Here is a 20,256-nt window from a genome sequence, read left to right on the forward strand (position 1 = left end):
CATGCTGTAGGCCATTTCTCTAATGGTAAAATAATTTTTTCTGCCGCTTATTTGAAGGAAAGGGGGCGTTTCCCGCATCCAATGAACCAGATTTCCATATTACCCGCTTAAGCTGACGGTAAACGGTCACTCTATGCTAGATGTAAAGCATTACCTAAAGATGCATAAATCGAGGAGGTTTCCTATGAAGAAAAAAAGTTTGGGCTTTTTAATAATGGTTTTTCTCATGCTTTTATTGGTTGCTTGTGGGTCGGGAAATGATTCTGGTGAGGCGGCAGAAGATAACGGAAATGACAGCAAGGAAGCGGAAGAGCAATATAAAATCGGTATTCTTGCTCCAGAAGTAACACATGGCTGGGTTGCTGCAGTTGCTTATCATGCCGAAGAACGCGTAAAAGAATTAGGCGATCAAGTCGATTATCAAATTCAAACCAGCAGTAATGCGGAACAAATGACTTCCCAATTGGATGATTTAACGACTTGGGGAGCAGATGCCATCGTAGCTTTCCCACAATGGGAAGGCATGGAAGTCCCGATTCAAAATGCCATTGACAGTGGGATAACCGTCGTTAACTTTGATATCGCGATTGATGTGGAAGGCGTTTACCGTGTCGCAGGCGATAATGAAGATATGGGAGTCCAAGGAGCGAATTACATTGTAGATAAAATTGGAGAGGAAGGAAATGTGGTTGTCCTTGAAGTGCCTTCATCCGGATCGGTATCTGAATTACGAACAAAAGGATTCGAGGAAGCCATGGCAGAAATTGCTCCAGATATGAACCTGATGACATATGCTACAGAATTCACGCGGGAAGATGGATTAGCTGACTTCTCCGATATCCTGACTTCTGTTGAGGAGATTGATGCCGTTTATTCGATTGACGACGAGACTTCTGTCGGTGTCCTGCAGGCAATTCAAGAATCAGGAAGAACAGATATTCAAGTCGTTACCGGCGGTGGTGGCATGCAGGAATATTTTGAAATGATGCCAGAAAATGAAGATGTCTGGATTCAATCCGCATTATACAGCCCTATTATGGTAAAAGATGCTGTTGACATCGCAATAGATGTTCTAAATGGCGAAGATGTAGAAGAAGAGACCATCATTCCAACCACTGTCGTTGACCGGGATAACTATGAAGAATTCCTGGATGAAAATTCACCGTATTAATCCAAAAGGGAGCAGGAGCTCTTGCTTCCTTTCCATCCATTGCTTCGAGGTGATGACATGCTTATAGAATTACAAAACATTCAAAAGTCATTTGGTAAAAATCATGTTCTAAAAGATGTTTCCCTTTCGATTAAAGAAGGCGAAATTTGTGCATTGCTTGGGGAAAATGGCGCCGGAAAATCAACCCTGATGAACATCTTAGGCGGTATTCATCAGCCGGATGCAGGCTGTATATATGCAGATGGGAAAGAAAGGTCCTTAACCAGCCCCGAGCAGTCCATTAATCTGGGAATCTCCTTTATTCATCAGGAACTAAATTTAATCAATGATCTGCCAATCTATGAAAATATGTTTTTAGAAAGTGATTATAAAAAAGGATTCAGACGCGTCCAACACCAGAAAATGATTCAGGAAACAAAGGAAATCTTTGAACGCATGCATGTAGATCTTGACCCCCGTACGCTTGTGAAAGATTTGGATGCTTCCTATAAACAAATCATTGAAATCTGTCGTGCGGTTACCATGAATGCTTCTGTCATTATCATGGACGAACCGACGACATCGCTCACGGATTCTGAAATCGAACGTGTATTTACCATGATGCGGCGTTTACGAGAGCAGCAGGTCGGTATCGTTTTTATTTCGCATAAATTAAAAGAAGTTATTGAAGTTTGTGACACTTATACTGTACTCCGGGATGGCAAGCTTGTCTCTGAAGGGCTGGTCAGCGATGTAACAACAAAGGATCTTGCCCGTTTTATGGTAGGCTATGATGTCCGGACCGATCAATTGGTTCAGCAGCGTGACCGCGGCGAAGAAATCTTGCGCGCAGAAAAGCTAACGTATAACGCAGCTTTTTCCAATATCTCTTTCTCGATTCATCAAGGGGAAGTGGTTGGCTTTACCGGCCTTTTAGGCGACGGACGCAGTGAACTGTTTCAATCTATTTTTGGAGCAGATGATATTTCATCCGGAAAACTATTTCTTTACGGAAACGAAATACACATTCATACAACCATGGATGCTATCAAAAATGGGATTGGGTATCTTCCAAGAAACAGAAAGGAAAACGCCATTATTAAGGATATGGATATTCTTGAGAATAGTGCCATCGCCTCTTGGAAGAGACATGCAAAATGGGGAATTATCCAAAATGCCATCCATAAAGAAAAGTTAGATGCACTTCGAAAGCAACTTAAGATACGGATGACGGATTCTTCAAACAGTATCTTGCATCTCTCTGGCGGGAACCAGCAAAAGATTGTTCTAGCTAAATGGCTTTCAACAGACCCACGCATTTTGATTTTAGATAATCCCACGCAAGGAGTAGACGTTGGGGCGAAAGAAGATATATATGATATTATCCTGCGTTTAGCTGATGAAGGAATCGGGGTCATTATTCTTTCAAGTGAAGCAAATGAGATATTAAGACTTTGTAATCGAACGTATGTCATGTATCACGGGCGTCTGCAAGGAGAGCTGGAAGGCGTGGAAATGAATGAACAAGCTATTATGGAATTGGCTACAGGCGGTGATGCTTTCATTTCAACGGTTTGATTCAACCAGATCACCATTATCCAGCCAATAGCTAACAACAGCAGCTGTCCCGCTGTATCGGTTTCTTTTATTCCGTAACGAAAAGGGGTGTACCTTTTGGTAGAAAAAAGCAGGAGTCATTTTCACTCATTTATCACTTGGTTTAAACATCGATGGTCCACCAGCCCATTATTTAGTATTTTTATAGCGCTGATTGTTATGATTATCTTACAAACGATTGTATTGGGTTTTGACTACCCTTCATTTGGCGAATGGTTTACTTCCTGGATCAATAACTGGATTAATATTTTGCGGAACAATGCCAGTGTAGCCATTATTGCGCTTGGAATGACGTTTGTTATTATGACAGGCGGTATCGATTTAGCGGTGGGGGCAACACTTGTAGCAACAGGGGCACTGACGATGACGTTGCTTGATGTTGGAACAAGCGGTCTCTTACATTCTATCGGTATCTCTGGATGGCTCGCTATTCTGGTAACGATCCTGCTTGTTATTCTTTTTGGCTATTTACTTGGTTCCCTCATCGGGGTGACGGTCACACGAGGAATGGTGCCGCCTTTCATTGCCACCTTAGGAGCAATGATGGTCTTCCGCAGCGTAACACAGCATTTCATGCAAGGTTCCGCTCCACGTGTCCCTGCTGAATTTTTACAAATTGCCAACTTTAAAATCGGAGACTATATGATTATGCCTATTATTTACTGGGCTATCATCGCGGCAATACTGTATTATATTTCTAAAAACACTACCTTTGGAAGACAGATTATCGCAGTCGGTTCCAATGAAAGAGCAGCCAGGCTCTCCGGAATTAATGTGAAACAAGTGAAATACCGCGTTTATGCCTTATCCGGAATGCTGGTAGCCATTGCTGCTATTATTCAAGTTTCCCGGATTGGTTCGATGGATTTTGCTGGATCAGGGCGTGGTATGGAAATGGATGCCATTGCCGCGGCAGTTGTGGGAGGTACAAGTATGATGGGCGGAAGGGGTTTTATTCTCGGAACCGTTTACGGGGTGTTAATTATATCTGTGCTGAACAATCTGCTTAATCTCTTCGGAGTCCCTCCATTGCTCCGTGATGCGTTTAAAGGAATAATTGTCATTGCAGCTGTGCTGTTACAGCGAAAGGAAAAAACCGCATGACTCTTGTCATGCGGTTTCCTTCATTAAAACAAATTCATTAATTTATCCCAAAACCCTTCGTCCTCTTCCTCTTCTTCTACATCTTCTGTATCTTCTTCCGGCTGAATACTGTCTGTTTGAATCACAAACTGAACCGAGTTGGTAATATCATCATTGTCTTCAGATACAAAAGATACTGGATCAAAATCGGATTTATCATATTGCGAAATCATCTTATCAATTTCTTCCTGCATCTCATCAGGAATATTTTGTGTAGCATCATACAACTCACTGGTTCCATCCTGTAATTCATCAGCGCCATTAGCAAGTTCGCTCGAACCTGATGCAGATTCGCTAATTCCATTATGAATGTCCGCATAAGAAGTACTGAGTTCACCTACTCCATTCGTATAGGAAACCAGCCCTTCATGGAATTGATTATAATTGTCTGCCATCGTATCGACACTTGTTATAAATTCATCCAGCCCTTCATCAATATTTATTTCTCCAACAGACTGGTCTAATTCATCGGCAAAATCACGGACATTATTGGCAATATCACTGGTAGAAGTTTGAAATTCATCCAGTGTCGGTTCCACGGCATCAAACGATTCCACGGATTCATTATAGACAGCTAAGGCATCTTGAGCAGCTTCATAGGTACCAATCAATTCATCAACCATCTCTGAATCCAGCTCACTATCATATAATGCCTGGTAATCCTCCTCAGTCAGTGTTGCTTCCGGTATGTCATCCATAGCTGTTTTTAATGCTTCTTTCGCATCCCCATATCCTGCTGACAATGTATCCAATTCGTCAGCTAAGTTTTCCATCTCTGAAGCCATACCTGACGCAGCTTCTGTCATACTACTTAATTCTTCTATTCCATCCACGCCTGTAAATTGGCCAACTTCCTCTTGTACAGACTGAAATGCATTATTTATTTCTTCCGACGCACCCGTTAATTCACCACTGGAATTATTCAACTCATTTAAACCATCTTGAAATTCAGAAGAACCATTTTCTAAATCACTTAAACCGCCGGACAATCCGCTGACTCCATCACCAAGCTCACCTACACCTTGATTAATGTCAGCAATCGCATCAGTTAAACTCTGAAATTCTTCTGTAAGAGAATCCGTGTCGGGCCCGTCAACAGAAAAGGATGATGGCAATGCGGAAATTTCCATCCCTTCCATCTCAAATTGGTCTGTATCTGCATGAATGGTCAATGTTTCCGTCTCTCCCGGCATCACGGTAAATGCTATCTGTTGATCTTTTCCTGAACTGGCGATCGTTGCATCTTCCGCTTCCACATTATAGAAATAGTCCGTATTAAGCGGCTGGGATATTTGCAGCATGTAATTGTCAAAGAAGACATTCTCTTCAGCTTCTTCATTTTCTTCCACTTCTATTTCAATGTCTACCGAACCTGACTCGCCAATTACCTCCTGTGGATCGACTTCTTCTCCATCTAAATAATAGTGAATGGAAAAATTCCAAGGTAATTCCCGCGAAAGGTTTCCCTGATAATAAAAATTATCTTCTGTTGCTTCCATACGAATTTTATCTCCGTCTTGCTCCATTTCCCCCGTATCCGTTAAGTTTTTGATCGATTCATAGTTGCCATAGTCTTCTATAATCCCTGTCTGATTAAGTTCAAATCCATTGACAACATAGATATTTTCTAATGTGCCGCCCGTTGCTAAATTCGCGTAGATAACCTCATTCTTTTCTTCCACTTCCGCTTCTTCATCTGTATCGTCTGAAGACGCCGCAAAGGCTGTATTCATCCATGGAATAAAGAATAGAGCCAATGTGAGCCAAATCCATTTAGTTGTTGTCTTCATGTTTTTCCTCCTTGCGAAACTTCATTCCTAACGATGTCTTTTGTAGCAAAGTATCACTGTATACAAGTAATGCAGGCAGTAAAGTGATAACAAGAATAAATGCCAAGAGTGCTCCTCTTCCTAACAGTAAGCCGATAGAACCGACAACTGGATTGGAAGAAGTCATCCATAAAACAAATCCGACGATGGATAAAATGGATGCCGAAACGGCAATGGAGAAAATTTTATCATCCAATGTCATTTTGATTGCCTTCCATTTTGGCATATATCTTCTATAATTTTTATATGTTTCCGTTAATAATATCGCATAATCGACCGTTGCCGCCAGCTGTACCGTACTAACTATCAGATAACCGATAAAAACCAGCGGAGTGCCTGTGAAATATGGAATAGCCAAGTTCATCCAGACCGCTGCCTGAATAACCAGCAGTAATACAATCGGGAAAGAAATGGAACGGAAATTAAATAACAGCACAATCCCTACTCCAAGAATCGTTAACAGATTCACCAGCTGGTTATCCTGGGAAACGATCTCCTTCATGTCATACAGAGACGCACTTTCTCCTAATGCAACTGCTTCCTCTCCATAATAGGAAGAAGCAATATCCCGCACATCTTCCACAATAGCAAAAGGAAGATCTCCCTCAGTTCCTGCTTCAGTATTCACAATAATCCGGCTGTAATGTTCAGACAGAAATTGTTCCGTCGCCTCTTCATCTAAAAAGTCCTGCGGGATGACACTGCCAACCATGGTTGCATAGCTGATGACAGAGGACACCTGATTGACATCTTCCAAATTTTGAACCATTTCCTGTTCCTTTCCAACGTCATTGTTCGGAACAAGTAATACGATAGAAGTTGACTCCCCGAAACTTTCTTCAATTTGTCTTATATCCGCTCCGAGGCGTGTATCCTCCGGCGTTTCTCCCATTCCATATGTGAATGTTGTACTGCTTTGTGCCAAAAAGCTCGGAACAAGCAGAAGAAATACTAAAATCAGGACAGGCAACCTTAATTTCAACAGTTTTTTTCCTAAACCTTCAAAACGCGCTGGTATAAATGGACGGTGCTGCGTACGGTCAATCCAGCGATAAAATACAAGGGTAAAGGCTGGCAGGAAAATCATGACACTGATTAAGCTTAAAATGATTCCTTTTACTAGGTTTAACCCTAAGTCAGATCCAATTTCAAAACGCATAAATAATAACGCCGCAAACCCGAAAATCGTGGTCAGAGAACTAGCGCCGATAACCGGCCATGACTCTTTCATAGCTGATTTCATCGCAGCTTCCGGTTTATAATCCTTATTCCGGTAATCTTGAAAACTATGCAATAAGAAGATCGCATAATCCAAAGATACGGCAAGCTGCAATATCGGGGCTACCGATTGGGTGACAAACGAAATCTCTCCAATAAATATGTTTGTTCCTAAGTTAATTAAAACAGAAACACCGATAGCTGTTAGGAAAAACACTGGTTCCATCCATGAGCTTGTAGACAGAATCAGGATAATGATAATAATCGGCACGAGAAGCGCTGCAGCATACATGCTCTCTGTCCCGGTCATTTCCTGCTCTGTCGCGGTATTCACTGCTTCACCGGAAACAGCATTTTCTTCGCCAATCAAGTCATAAATAGCATTGGTAGCATCCACTTCTTCTCCGTTAGCAATCGTAACAGAAAAAAGAGCATTGTCATCTTTATAATAGGTCTCCACCGTATCTGTATCCGAAACTTCAATCGGTGTCTGGATATCCATCACATCATCCAGCCAGAGAACTTCTGTTACACCATCTATCGCATCTAGCGCTTCTTTATATTCCATCGCTTCCTGAATCGAGACATCCCCGACTAGAACTCTTGCATTTGCGATGCCACTATCAAATTCTTCTTCCATTATTTCTAAAGCCTGTGTCGATTCTGCTTCATCCGGCAGATAATCCTGCATATCGTAATTCACATCAACAAACAGTATTCCTGCCAAGGAAAGAATCATAAGTGTTATAAAAATGGTTACAATTGTTTTCTTAAAACGAATAATTAAATTTGCCACAGTCATTCCTCACTACCTTGCTGATTTCATTCATATAATTTATTATTATAAAGACACACTGTCAGTTAGACAACAAACAGTTGCATAAAATATGTACGTTCCACAACAAAAATCTATGATTTGTTGGATAACAGCTAAAATTTCATACTTTGTTCATAAAAGGAGTTAATCAATCATGACTCAAAAACTCGACCGCAGAAAACGTTATACAAGAATGGCCCTAAAAAATAGTCTGATGGAGTTGTTAAAAGAAAAACCAATTTCCTCTATTACCATAAAAGAAATATGTGAACAAGCGGACATTAACCGTTCTACCTTCTACAGCCACTACGCAGATCAATATGATTTATTGACCAATGTGGAAGATGAGATTGTTGATGAAATGAACCAGGCATTAATGCAATACGACTATACAAAAGAAAAGGAAGCATTAGCGATGCTAACATACCTGCTTGAGTATGTTTACAGCCGGCACGAACATTTCCGGATTCTTTTCAGCGAGCACGGCAATAAAAGATTCACATATAAAGTCATGTATGCTGCCCAGACGCATATTATGAATAATTTCAGTGAACCGGAATATAAAATTAGTAAAACAGCTGCCAAGTACCTTACGATTTATTCCATCAGCGGCAGTATTACCGTGATTGAATATTGGCTGGAAAGCGGCATGAAGGAGTCTGTCGATGAGATGGCTAAAATCATTGCGGAAATGAGTAAACCGTGTTGAACATGATGAAAAAGCTATCGGGATTTGCTCAAATTTTATCACGGTAAATTTTTTCTAAAATACATTAAAAATCTAATATACATCACATTAGATGGTTAAAAACGCAAAAAGACGGAATCAAAATTACGTTTTTCATTCCGTCTTTCACAATAAAAATTCCATTTTAGCACTTTGCTTTCCCCCTATAAAACCAATAGGATGAAAACAAATTTATTATTGCTGGGGGATGTGGTAAAATAATGCTAAACACAGTCAAAGAAAATACAAACCGTTATCACGCAAAGAATCCTGATTATGATGGACTCTGGAAAAATTTAATTGAAGCATTGTTTCAAGAATTTATGGAATTTTTTGCACCGGATTTATCGCCGGAAATTGATTTTGAACGAGGAGTGCATTTCGAAAATCTGGAGCTTTTTCAATTTATAAGAAAATATATAATTTTTCCGAAATTAAATTTTTATCCAGGAATAGCCATGTCCAGCTCCAAGCACCAAAAACTAGGAGATTTCACGTCGTGCCCTACGATAAGTCATCATCGGTTCGTTACCTCACCGTGATTCCTTTATCTCAGTTACGCCGCTCCAATCTCTACGTTTTTAAACGGGTGCTTTGCGCTTTTCGTTCTTTATAATGAAACACAAAAAAGGAACCAAGTATTCAGATAAAATCGTCAACGTTCAACTAAAGAACGGAGAGGAAAAATATATCTTTATTCATATTGAAGTGCAGGCGGCTGGCAAAGATGAATTTGCCGAGCGCATGTTTAAATATTTTTACCGGATTTACGACAAGACGAAACGCCCGATTTACTCTATTGCTCTGTTGACCGACGTCAGCCAAGAGGAGCATAAAGAAGCGTTCCATTACGCTTTTTACGGCACGGAACTAACCTATGCCTATAATACCTATCTTTTTCATGAAAAAGATCCGGAAGAACTGAAAAAATCAGATAACCCATTTGCTTTAGCCGTGCTTGCCGGGATTTATGCCAGTCAGAACAAGAAGAAGACAGACGAAGCCAACCAAAAAAGATACCAATTTAAACAGCAGCTGCTCAACCTGACATTTGAAAAATATTCACATCGCACAAACTATCTTGCAGCTTTATTGTATTTTATTGATTATATGATGCTGATTCCACCGGACTTGCAGGAACAATTGTATGAAACATTACCCATCGCACAAGACGAAAAGGAGGAGAAAAAAATCATGGGTTTAGAAAAGTTGAGAGATACCCCCACGTTCGGAAGACTGTACAGAGAAATTGAAGAAAAAGCAACCAAAGAAGGGTTGGAGAAAGGTATAGAACAGGGAATAGAGCAAGGCATAGAACAAGGTATAGAACAGGGTAAACTAGAAGAGAAGCAACATTTTGCTAAGCAGCTGTTAAAACGAAATTATTCAGACGACGAAATATCTGAATTAACCAGGCTTCATCTTGAAGAAGTAAAAACGCTTCGGAAATCACTTAAAGATTAATGTGCAAGCAAAACGAGCAAGTTGCCCATTTTTTATGCAGGAAGAAAGTTTTGGTTTTCTTCCTGCATAAATGTGGATAAAGATATATTTAACGAATTGTTAGCAATCCTGTCTTCGATTCCGGCATTACATAAACTTGCTTAAATCCGGGTATCCAGTCACAGCCCATCCACCATCTACAATTAAGCTGGCTCCGTTAACATAGGATGCTTGATCACTAACAAGGAATAACGCTGGGCCGGCTATTTCTTTTGGATCCCCGGCTCTATCCATAGGAATACGATCCAAATAAGCTTCATTAATGGCGTTAACATCTGTTAAATCAGAAGTCAGTGGTGTGGATACCAGTCCCGGCAGGATAGCATTGACACGAATGCCATGCTTGGCCATTTCGAGCGCCGCATTTTTTGTGAGCATCTCCACTCCGGCTTTTGCAGAAGAATAAGCTGCTCCGTAATGCATTGGAACATGTGCATTTAAAGAAGCAACATTGACAATTGCTCCGCCGCCATGTTCTTTCATGTATTTTGCTTCATGTTTTAACGATAAGAAGACCCCATTCAAACATAAATCAACCGTGAAATTCCAATCTTCTTCCGGCTGATCAATGATTGCTCCTGATTTAGATGCACCAGCAACGTTAAAGGCCATATCAAGTCCGCCAAATGCTTCTGTCGTTTTGTGAACAAGATTTTTAATATCTTCTTCTTTCGTAACATTTGTTACAACACCTAATACATTTCCTTTATGGTGTTGCTCCAGCTCTTTCAATTTTTCTTCATTTAAATCTGCTATCCCTACTTTCGCACCAGCTTCTACCAAGTTTTGCACCATGGCATAACCGATTCCGGACGCTCCACCAGTTACGATCGCAACTTTCCCTTCTAGTGTAGTCAATTTTATTTCCTCCCTTTATTTTACTACCTAAAGCATACGCTTTCATTTTTAGAGTTGTCAAAAAAGACCCTCTCCATGCTGAGAATATAGTGGAAAATATTTTTTATCACTATGGAATTCATCTCCCTGACAAAAAGTTACATGTGCACATATGCATACATAAAATAATCTGTACTGTACAAACTCACCTTATAAACAATTTTAATGAATCCCTTCCTCGATATACAGAAGACTATCTAACACGGCTGTCAACCTTTTCTCCCAGTGTAAATAGGAGAAAATAATGTATTAGCACTGCCTTATTTTGTTTCAATCATATCAAAAAGGGAATCATAATAGAGATATCAGTCATACATTCCATTTAAAATGAACTTGGAGGAATTTTATTATGTCAAAAGTAGCAATTGTAACTGGTTCTGCAGGAGGACTAGGAAAAGGAATAGCAAAACGGCTTAGTGAAGACGGCTTCAAAATTGTTCTGCATGATATTAATAAAGAAATGCTGGATAGTACGTTAAACGAATTTAAAGATGCCGGCGCTGATGCTGTTGCCATTTCCGGTGATGTGTCTAAACGCGATGACCAATTTAATCTGGTTAAAGAAGCAGTAGAAGCGTTTGGACAGCTGGATGTGTTTGTAAATAATGCAGGGATTGACGTTGTTTCCCCGTTCCTTGAAATTGATGAGAATGAACTGAATAAAACTTTTTCAGTAAACGTGAACGGAACTGTATTTGGCACACAAGCTGCAGCAAAACAATTTATTAAACAAGGAACAAAAGGAAAAGTAATTAATGCATGTAGTATTGCCGGGCATGAATCGTATGAAATGCTGGGTACTTATTCTGCTACCAAGCATGCGGTCCGTTCTTTCACGCATACGGCTTCCAAAGAGCTGGCAGCAGATAATATCCGCGTCAATGCATATTGCCCAGGTGTAGCAGGTACATCCATGTGGGATCGTATTGATGAAGAAATGGTAAAATACTATGACAATATGGAACGCGGAGATGCTTATAAGCAGTTTGTTGACGGCATCTCACTGGGACGTTCTCAAGAACCTGAGGATGTTGCAAACCTTGTTTCCTTCTTAGCTTCTGATGATTCCGATTATATTACAGGACAGGCTATTATCACAGACGGCGGAATTGTGTATAGATAATAACCGAGGAAACCGTTGAAATTTTTATTCCGCAAAAAAGAAACATCTTAAATTGCTTTTTATGCACTAAAAGCAGCCGTTATCATTGAGATACGGCTGCTTTTCACTAATCAAGTATGGGAATAAAATACATAACCGGGCACTCACTCGGATGGAGATCATGGATGATTTTCTTTACCTTCTCAACCTGGTGAATCATGCAGCGGAATTCTGCCTTACAAACGGTTTGTAAGCATTCGCTTTCGATAGGTACAGACATTTCCAATGATGCAAATTCCAAGGGTCGGGAATAATGTTTATATTTTGTATAAGAAAGAACGTTGTCCTGATTGCCATAGTGTAAAAATCCATGTTCATGAAGCTGCTCCCGTAAAACACTGATATACTCCTCTGCCATCAGCACTTCTACCTTTACAAAATCAATATTCATCCATATCCCCCCTTTTTAGAACTGTTTTTCTCTAATAAATGAATGCGATTTTACACAGCAACTACTCATTCACAGCTGCAAGATGATTTGTATTATTATAATCCACGACACGCCATTCCCCATGTTCACAAGCAAATGTTGTCATGGATGTATTTTGAAGAAATGTAATCCCTGTTCCTAACTTCTCTTTTGAAATAATAGACAAAAGGGCATTAATTAATGCACCATGGGAAACAATCAGAACACGCTCCCCAGGGTACTTTTCACAAACTTCTTCTAGCCCCTTCATCGCTCTTTCCTTTAACGCTTCAAATGTTTCTACATTCGGAATCATTTCCCGATCAGGAAAATAGCGGTTTCTATCCGCTATGTCCATTCCTTCCGCATCACCATAAGAACGTTCTACAAAATCAGGCATTTCATGCAAAGGCAATCCTAAGTCCTTGTTAATAATTTCTGCTGTTACCTTAGCACGCGCTAATGGACTGGTAATGAGTACGGTCGGTTCAAATTTTTCCGCAGCCGCGCAGCAAACTTTCGCTTGTGATTCTCCTGTTTTATTTAAAGGAATATCTGTCTTTCCCTGAATTCTTTTTTCTTTATTCCAATCGGTCTCCCCATGCCGTATCATACAAATCTCTGTCAAAGCCATTTCCCCACTTTCGAACTATTTTTCTCATTAATCCTATTCTAGCACTATTTCTGCCTGTTTATCTATTAACTTGTGTTTTTTCGCAATAAAAACAGGCTGAGGGTTCCAATCTCCCTTAGCCTGTTTTAACTGTTTCTTTTGTTTCCATACAATGTGATTACGCGTTGTTTCTTTTTACTCTCCCCAGACTTCTCTGGCTGTATCTACAATATATTTTAACTTGTTCCATTGATCTTCCTCCGTCAACAAATTGCCATGATGCGTGGATGCAAAGCCGCATTGCGGACTGATACATAATTGATTTTTCGGAACATACTGCGATGCCTCTTTTATCCTTGCTTTAATATTTTCTTTATCTTCTAATTCACCATATTTCGAAGTAAAGACACCCAACACGACGCGTGGTCCGCCGTCCGGAATGTATTGAAGCGGCTCAAACCCGCCGGAACGATCATCATCATATTCCAGGAAGAACCCGTCTACTTTTTCTTTTGCAAATAAAGTTGGAGCTATTTTTGCATAACTGCCTTCAAAAGCCCATTTCGAACGATAATTTCCACGGCAAAGATGGGTAGTAATGGTTAAATCTTCCGGTTTGTCTTCTAATACGCTGTTTAATACATGCAGTGCTAAATCAATAAAATACTGACGGTCTTTTCCATCTTCGGTTGTCGGGAAATTCTCTACATTCAATCCTGCAATGTATACATCATCCAGCTGCAAGTAACGGCACCCTGCATCATAAAAAGCTTTAATCGCGTCTCGATATGTTTGGATGACATCTTCTGCAAATTCTTCCAGATTTGGATAAACTTCCGAATTAACAATTCCTTTCGCAAATAATTGATTCGGACTTGGAATCGTTTGTTTCGCAATCGCACGATCACCAACAATCTCTTTAAATTCCACAAACTCTTTTACATGCGGATGATCCGGATTAAAAGAAACCTTTCCTGTTACACGTACGTTATAGCGTTCTGTTTCTTCTCCAACAAAGACAAAACCTTGGTCCGGCACATACCCTTCCACACCATTTAAATGCTCCTGAAAATCGGTATGCCAGAAACGGCGTCTGAATTCTCCATCTGTCACCGCACTTAAACCAACTTCGATTTGCTTATCTACAGCACGCTTAATTTCTTCCGTTTCAATTTGATGAAGTTCTTCTTTAGAAATAGCCTCTTCTTGAAAATTCTTTCGAGCCTGGTGAATACGTTCCGGTCGTAATAAACTCCCAACATGATCGGCACGAAATGGTGCTTTTACTGCTGTTTTTGTCATTTTATTCCTTCTCCTCTTTTTAGTAATTATGAATACTTATGGCAAAATGGCAAATGAACGAACTGGAAAACCACTTGCTTTTTCAGGTTTCGGACTAATGTTAAAGATGACCGCACCCTTCGCTGGTAATTGATCCAAATTTGTTAAAAGTTCCACTTGAAATGTATCTTGTTCCAGCACATAATACTCGCCGATTAAAGACCCATTTTTTCTGGCATCGACAGCTGCATCGGTATCAAACGTTTCATGTCCTACTGCTTTAATCTGTCTTTCTTCAAACAAGAATTGCAGCGCATCCAATCCCCATCCGGGTAAATGACTGTCTCCATTTGCATCCTTATTCTCAAATGTTTCTCTATCCGGCCAGCGTTTGCTCCAATCCGTCCGCAATGCTACAAATGTGCCCGCTTCAATTTTTCCATGTATTTCTTCAAAAGCTAAAATATCTTCCACCGTTAAAATATAATCATGATTCTCCCCGACAGCTTCCGATTTATCAATCACAACAAGCGGGAGGACAACTTCTTTTAAGTCTAATTCTTCTAAATAGCGCTGATCACGAACGAAATGGATGGGCGCATCAATATGCGTGCCATATTGTCCGGAAACGCTGAATTGCTGTGCAAAAAAACCGTCATCATGCGTGTATAATGTTTCAAACTCGGCATCCTTAAATGCTGCAAAATGCGGAGAGCTCGGCCCAAATGTATGCGTTAAGTCTACCCACGTTTTTGTTTTCAATATATCAAGCGCTTGTAAGACCTCATTTTCTTTTGTAACTGTCATGATAAATTGCCCCCTCCTCTATTACCTTAAGCTTTTGTCTTATAATCTGTAATATGATCCTGCAATGTATCGTCTTCACCAAATAAGAAATGTTTATGCATATCCGGAGAATAAATGGAATTAATTGTCTCCATTCCAACAGCCTCTGCTACCGCACGAAGCATTGCCGGTGAAGCTCCACAGCACAATCCAATGTAATTGATACCGATGCTATGTGCTTTTTTCGCCCATTCCGCCAGTTCATAACGGTTATGATAAAGCGGATCCAGCGAAGTCGGGAAAGTGGTTTCTGTCGGCAAATGACAGCTGCACCCTCCATCTGGCAAGTTAAAGAATGTCGGATTCTCTTCCGTTGTCCGGTACGGAATCGGCAATGCTCCTACATATCCATTTACATTGTCACGAATCTTCTCTAAATACGGCTGCATCGTATCCGGCCCGCGGAAACAGTTCATCCCGACAACTAAAGCGCCGTTATCTTCTAAAATCTTACATGACTCTTCCACTGTGTAACCATCACGCAAGATATTTTCACCCATTAATCCCAAGGTAATTACTGCCGGCAGATCATATTTTTTAATTTCTTCTAACGCAATGAATGCTTCTTCATGATAGTAGAACGTTTCCCCGTTAATATAGTCAACATCCTCATCTTTACACCATGAAGCCATCTCGTTAAACATGGCTCTAACTTTATTCTTGGACTCCTGATCTTCCGGATTGAAAATATTGGTATTCGAAATGTTTCCGGCAACCAAAGCTTCTTCCGTCGGATGTTCTTGCGCTACTTCCTTTGCTAATTTAATAGCATTTCGATTTAAAGGCTCTAATAAATCTTCTTTGCCGATGATGCGCATTTTTTCACGATGTGCGTTGTATGTAAAAGCAAGCACCACATCCGATCCTGCTTTCATATAATCACGGTACACTGCTTTCAATGTTTCCGGATTATCCAATGCTACTTCCGGTACAAAAGATCCTGCCTGTAAGTATCCTCTGCGCTCTAGTTCAAATAAATATCCTTCCCCTGCAATAACTGTTCCCTGTTTTAAACGTTCTTCCAAACTTCTTTTCGCCATTTCTCCATTCCTCCCATAAACTTTTACTTGTGATGTGCTGCCGATAAGATGATACAAACACGAAAAAACCTCTTCTTTTCAGAAAGAAGAGGTTTGAGTACGATATCAATGTCTCTCCTTATCTGCTAGCTTCTGCTACTGGAATTGGCACAGTTCTTTTCTAAGTCTGTTGCCGAGGCTTCCAAGGGCCAGTCCCTCCACCTCTCTGGATAAGAAAATGTATTGCTATTTATTTGTTGTAGATAACTATATATGTATTTGAATTCTTTGTCAATATGAATTTTTAAAAAATATTTCAAGCATACAACGTTTATAACAGCCAGCCATATGTTTAACGAACCCCTATAATGGGGTACATTGATATTGTAGCTAAAAAGTCATAAAATGTTCAAAAAGTATAGACAGCATTGAAAAATAAGCATATAATACACTTTAAGCTCTTATCAATAAACGTTAATATATTGAAATCGTTCTTCAATATTGGTATAATTAAATTTTTCTCTAACATAAAGATAGCTATCCTATATGAAAGCGAAAATGGAAGGAGGGCGTAGATGTTGAATAGACATTTGATGATTGCTATGATGATTATCATTTTACCAATCACACAACTATCTTCAGGTATACATCACAGCTACCTTCTCACCGAACAAGAGATGCTGGTTGATACCCAAATGTCTCAAGACTTAGGCTTGGGCGGAAATGATCAGTCAGATAAATCATTTATAACATACCCGGCTTTAGTCATTGCTTTATTCTTACTGGGAACATTTAGTTTATTTACGATGATTGTAAGTATCAACCGCACAAAACGGCTGATGACGCCCGTTTTCTATCAATCCAATTTCGTAGTTTAATCCTCTTTTGAAATAAATCAAACTTTCAAAAGAGGAGGTTGACAAAATGATGATTTTCAGATTTATTGTGATTGGATTCTTTGCACTGACCGCATTATCCGCATTCACTTATCAAGGCATCGAGGTTTCTCATGCAATCGCGGAATTGTTCAGAGCAAGAACTTAATGCATGATATACAGCAAGGCAGCCAATGCTCATCCATTGGCTGCCTTTTTTACTTGCATTCTTTTAATCGAAATTTCCGCATCGTACTTCCGTTACCTCATGAACCGTGATAAATGCCTCCGGATCAACATCTTGAATAATTTCCTTCATTTGACTTTCTTCCAAACGGGTTATAATACTTTTCACTTGTCGGAATTCTTTTTTCGAGTATCCGCCTTCTACATGCTGCACCGTACAACTACGTCCTAAACGGTCTCTGATTTCTTTGATCATTTCATCCGCATAGCCGGTGATAATATATACTGCTTTTGTACTGCTCAAACCTTCTTCAATCAAGTGAATGACTTTCGAAGCAATAAAATAAGCAATTCCTGACATTAAAGCCCCTCGTAAACCAAATACTGTCGATACCACAATAAACACAAATAAATTAAGGAATAAAATCAAATCACTCGTTCCAAAGGGGAGCTTACGTGATAACAGCACTGCTAACATATCGATACCGTCCAATGCCCCGCCATTACGGAGTGCAAGCCCCATACCGAAACCAATAATAATCCCGCCAACCACTGTCACCAGCAAGGTATCTCCTTCAATTCCTACTATCGTCGGGATATGATGCATCATACTTGTACTGATAGCCAGGGAGGCAATTCCGAGGATGGATAACAACGCAAAACCTTTGCCAATTTGTTTATATCCTAAGTAAATAAATGGAATATTTAAGATAGCAATTAAAACTCCCAGCGGCAATCCTGTCCATTGCGAGCCAACGATACTCAGGCCGGTAACCCCACCGTCAGAAACACTATTGGGAATCAATACCGCTTCCAGCCCATAAGCGGTAATAAACCCGCCAATAACAATAATGAGGCCTCTTAAAAAAAACATTGTCTTTCTCGATATTTTCGATTGCGCTTTACTCATCACATTTTCCTTCTTTCTATTGCATTGTTGCTATTGTGTAAAATAAAATAATCGTCCGTCTGCTTTACCGTTACTTCCCTTCCTGCTTGCGTTGAAGTTTTAGATTGCTTCTTAGACTTAGATTTCCTTATTTCACTTAAAATAACCTTATAAATACATTTTTTTCAATATTAATTATTATACGCTTCTCTGTTTCAAACTCAAATGTTATGAAGGTGGAAGATTTGTTTAAAAACGGTGAAACCAATACATGCATTTATTCGTAACTATTAAAAGAGGTGATAGAAATGAAAAATCATGAAGGATGTATGAAATGTGGAAGCCGAAATGCGGATTCAAAAGATGTTTCCATGACAGGATCCGGCTTATCTAAAATGTTTGATGTACAACATAATCGTTTCACTGTCGTATTCTGCAAAGATTGTGGATACTCCGAGTTTTATAATGCAGAAAGCTCTACAGCTAGTAACATTTTTGATTTATTTTTCGGAGGATAATTTCTCGCAGCAAGTCGGTTTAGCTAACGGAATTAGATTGCTTTTTTAACATTTTGATAAGCAGAAAAAGAGCATGGTTCTTTACGCCATGTTTCTTTTTCTGTAGAAATGCGTTCGTACTTCTATTCACCTTGACTTGATAACAATACAACTACCACAATGCTTTTTCTGTCATCTTCAAAATAGCTTTACATTCCCTTATCCCCTTTGATATGATGATTTCCTATATACATTTTTTAAAATACATTACAAAGGAATCATATATATATGCGTCTCTCCAAAAAAGCTTTTACAAAACGATACTATCTATTCTTATTACTCCTGGCTATTTTGCTGATTGCAGCAACATTACGTTCCCCAATCACGTCTGTCGGACCGCTTATCCCTCTGTTCCGCGGAGAATTAGAAGCTTCTAATGGCATGATTGGTTTAGTAAATACGATGCCCCTGCTTGCGTTCGGTTTGTTTTCGCCATTTGTACCCAGGATATCCAGCAAACTCGGGATGGAAATAACATTATTAATCGCGATGGTTGTGCTGTCTATCGGTGTATTTATTCGGGCGAATAGCGGAATAGAGCTCTTACTTTTTGGCACCTTGTTGACCGGAATGGCTATCGCTGTTGGAAATATACTAATGCCGGGGCTGATTAAGTCAACTTTCCCTTATCGAATGGGACTCATGACTGGAGTGTATTCCGTTTCGATGAATGCGTTCGGAGCGCTTGCTTCTGGTATTTCCGTACCAATTGCTTCCATATCCGGATTCGATTGGCGTCAGGCTATGCAAATATGGAGCTTTCTCTCCTTGGCAGCTGTTATTGTCTTATTACTGCGTTTGCCTGCCGCGCGTTCAGCGGATAAAAAAGTGTTTGTCAACGTAAAAAGCCAGCCGTCTAAAGCGATTTTCAAATCAAAAATTGCCTGGGCTGTCACCTTTTTCATGGGGCTGCAATCGTTCATACCATATAGTTTATTTACGTGGCTCCCGGATATCTTTATTGCAAAAGGGTTTGACGAAAGCGAAGCCGGATGGTTAATTGCTATTTATCAAGTTGGACTTATCCCAACAACATTTATCGCACCCATTCTTGCCGGGCGGATGAAGAGTCAGCAGCTGCTCGGCTGCAGCGCCGGATTGCTATTTTTCTTTGGCTTATTAGGCGTTGCTTTTACTTCATCCCATCTGATTATTGTCTTTCTGATATTAACCGGTGTCGGTGCCGGGACCGCGTTCAGCATGGCCATGATGTTCTTTGTTTTACGCACCAATTCTGCTATGGAATCGGCGCAATTGTCCGGCATGGCGCAATCTGTTGGGTATATCGTCGCTTCTACAGGCCCGCTGTTCCTAGGAACAATCGCTGATAAAACGGGAGGCTGGGCTGTGCCATTTATTATTTTAATGGCTGCATCCTTAATCATTGCCTTTCTTGGGATTATTGCAGGAAAAGATGAAAAAATTTCTTTTGAAACAGAAGAAGTAGCAGCCAAATAAGTTTATATGTAAACTATACAAAAAACCAGATGGTCGAAGAAAAATTCCTTCGACCATCTG

Annotated in this window: 19 protein-coding genes and 1 riboswitch; of the genes, 10 read left to right on the top strand and 9 right to left on the bottom strand. The window is 40.0% G+C overall.

The genetic code is table 11. The features are described from left to right. Positions 1-184: 184 nt before the first annotated feature. The 3 genes from B7E05_RS19020 (at position 185) to B7E05_RS19030 (ending at position 3,871) form a co-directional block, all read left to right on the top strand. Positions 185-1,171, top strand: a complete 987-nt coding sequence (locus B7E05_RS19020; RefSeq protein ID WP_080875683.1) for an ABC transporter substrate-binding protein — start codon at positions 185-187, stop codon at positions 1,169-1,171. 57 nt (positions 1,172-1,228) lie between these two features. After that, the gene (locus B7E05_RS19025) at positions 1,229-2,728 is read left to right on the top strand and encodes a sugar ABC transporter ATP-binding protein (RefSeq protein ID WP_080876372.1); all 1,500 of its coding nucleotides are present in this window, start codon (positions 1,229-1,231) and stop codon (positions 2,726-2,728) included. Between the two features lie 96 nt (positions 2,729-2,824). After that, positions 2,825-3,871: an ABC transporter permease gene (locus B7E05_RS19030; protein WP_080875684.1), complete on the top strand. Its 1,047-nt coding sequence runs from the start codon at positions 2,825-2,827 to the stop codon at positions 3,869-3,871. Positions 3,872-3,894: 23 nt separating this feature from the next. Here B7E05_RS19030 and B7E05_RS19035 read toward each other — a convergent pair whose 3' ends face one another. Both B7E05_RS19035 and B7E05_RS19040 read right to left on the bottom strand, forming a co-directional pair. Next, a complete protein-coding gene (locus B7E05_RS19035; protein WP_080875685.1) occupies positions 3,895-5,700 on the bottom strand; it encodes a methyl-accepting chemotaxis protein in 1,806 nt (601 codons plus the stop codon). Beyond that, the gene (locus tag B7E05_RS19040) at positions 5,684-7,759 is read right to left on the bottom strand and encodes an efflux RND transporter permease subunit (protein WP_179134586.1); all 2,076 of its coding nucleotides are present in this window, start codon (positions 7,757-7,759) and stop codon (positions 5,684-5,686) included. Before B7E05_RS19040 ends, B7E05_RS19035 begins: the two co-directional genes overlap by 17 nt. Positions 7,760-7,928: 169 nt before the next feature. Between B7E05_RS19040 and B7E05_RS19045 the strand changes: the two genes are divergently transcribed. The 3 genes from B7E05_RS19045 (at position 7,929) to B7E05_RS19055 (ending at position 9,965) form a co-directional block, all read left to right on the top strand. Continuing rightward, positions 7,929-8,483: a TetR/AcrR family transcriptional regulator gene (locus B7E05_RS19045; protein WP_080875686.1), complete on the top strand. Its 555-nt coding sequence runs from the start codon at positions 7,929-7,931 to the stop codon at positions 8,481-8,483. A 239-nt stretch (positions 8,484-8,722) separates the two neighbouring features. Further along, positions 8,723-9,043: a hypothetical protein gene (locus tag B7E05_RS19050; RefSeq protein ID WP_080875687.1), complete on the top strand. Its 321-nt coding sequence runs from the start codon at positions 8,723-8,725 to the stop codon at positions 9,041-9,043. Between the two features lie 73 nt (positions 9,044-9,116). Beyond that, the gene (locus B7E05_RS19055; RefSeq protein WP_080875688.1) at positions 9,117-9,965 is read left to right on the top strand and encodes an Rpn family recombination-promoting nuclease/putative transposase; all 849 of its coding nucleotides are present in this window, start codon (positions 9,117-9,119) and stop codon (positions 9,963-9,965) included. Positions 9,966-10,091: 126 nt separating this feature from the next. On the opposite strand, the gene B7E05_RS19060 is transcribed toward B7E05_RS19055, so the two are convergent. Then, positions 10,092-10,862 (bottom strand): SDR family NAD(P)-dependent oxidoreductase, encoded by a 771-nt coding sequence (locus B7E05_RS19060; RefSeq protein ID WP_080875689.1) that lies wholly within the window; start codon positions 10,860-10,862, stop codon positions 10,092-10,094. A gap of 388 nt (positions 10,863-11,250) precedes the next feature. On the opposite strand from B7E05_RS19060, the gene B7E05_RS19065 reads away from it, so the two are divergent. Continuing rightward, positions 11,251-12,024: an acetoin reductase gene (locus B7E05_RS19065; protein ID WP_080875690.1), complete on the top strand. Its 774-nt coding sequence runs from the start codon at positions 11,251-11,253 to the stop codon at positions 12,022-12,024. Positions 12,025-12,130: 106 nt separating this feature from the next. On the opposite strand, the gene B7E05_RS19070 is transcribed toward B7E05_RS19065, so the two are convergent. From B7E05_RS19070 to B7E05_RS19090, 5 genes are all read right to left on the bottom strand, one after another. Beyond that, the gene (locus B7E05_RS19070) at positions 12,131-12,454 is read right to left on the bottom strand and encodes a hypothetical protein (RefSeq protein WP_080875691.1); all 324 of its coding nucleotides are present in this window, start codon (positions 12,452-12,454) and stop codon (positions 12,131-12,133) included. A 61-nt stretch (positions 12,455-12,515) separates the two neighbouring features. Next, complete coding sequence (locus tag B7E05_RS19075) at positions 12,516-13,100, bottom strand: histidine phosphatase family protein (protein ID WP_080876374.1); 585 nt, start codon at positions 13,098-13,100, stop codon at positions 12,516-12,518. 180 nt (positions 13,101-13,280) lie between these two features. Continuing rightward, positions 13,281-14,387, bottom strand: coding sequence for a 5-methyltetrahydropteroyltriglutamate--homocysteine S-methyltransferase (locus tag B7E05_RS19080; protein ID WP_080875692.1), 1,107 nt, complete (start codon positions 14,385-14,387; stop codon positions 13,281-13,283). A gap of 36 nt (positions 14,388-14,423) precedes the next feature. After that, complete coding sequence (locus tag B7E05_RS19085) at positions 14,424-15,173, bottom strand: cyclase family protein (protein WP_080875693.1); 750 nt, start codon at positions 15,171-15,173, stop codon at positions 14,424-14,426. Between the two features lie 26 nt (positions 15,174-15,199). After that, positions 15,200-16,252 carry a homocysteine S-methyltransferase family protein gene (locus B7E05_RS19090; RefSeq protein ID WP_080875694.1) on the bottom strand — a complete coding sequence of 351 codons (1,053 nt, stop codon included), beginning with the start codon at positions 16,250-16,252 and terminating at the stop codon, positions 15,200-15,202. Positions 16,253-16,367: 115 nt separating this feature from the next. Beyond that, positions 16,368-16,468, bottom strand: a riboswitch (SAM riboswitch). 338 nt (positions 16,469-16,806) lie between these two features. On the opposite strand from B7E05_RS19090, the gene B7E05_RS19095 reads away from it, so the two are divergent. Then, positions 16,807-17,109: a hypothetical protein gene (locus B7E05_RS19095; protein ID WP_080875695.1), complete on the top strand. Its 303-nt coding sequence runs from the start codon at positions 16,807-16,809 to the stop codon at positions 17,107-17,109. Between the two features lie 229 nt (positions 17,110-17,338). Here B7E05_RS19095 and B7E05_RS19100 read toward each other — a convergent pair whose 3' ends face one another. Then, positions 17,339-18,202: a YitT family protein gene (locus tag B7E05_RS19100; protein ID WP_080875696.1), complete on the bottom strand. Its 864-nt coding sequence runs from the start codon at positions 18,200-18,202 to the stop codon at positions 17,339-17,341. Positions 18,203-18,489: 287 nt separating this feature from the next. On the opposite strand from B7E05_RS19100, the gene B7E05_RS19105 reads away from it, so the two are divergent. After that, the gene (locus B7E05_RS19105) at positions 18,490-18,699 is read left to right on the top strand and encodes a zinc ribbon domain-containing protein (protein ID WP_080875697.1); all 210 of its coding nucleotides are present in this window, start codon (positions 18,490-18,492) and stop codon (positions 18,697-18,699) included. A gap of 267 nt (positions 18,700-18,966) precedes the next feature. Continuing rightward, positions 18,967-20,196: a CynX/NimT family MFS transporter gene (locus tag B7E05_RS19110; protein ID WP_080875698.1), complete on the top strand. Its 1,230-nt coding sequence runs from the start codon at positions 18,967-18,969 to the stop codon at positions 20,194-20,196. Positions 20,197-20,256 lie beyond the last annotated feature (60 nt).

The organism is Oceanobacillus timonensis, from assembly GCF_900166635.1.
In the GTDB taxonomy this organism is placed as follows: Bacteria; Bacillota; Bacilli; order Bacillales; family Amphibacillaceae; genus Oceanobacillus; species Oceanobacillus timonensis.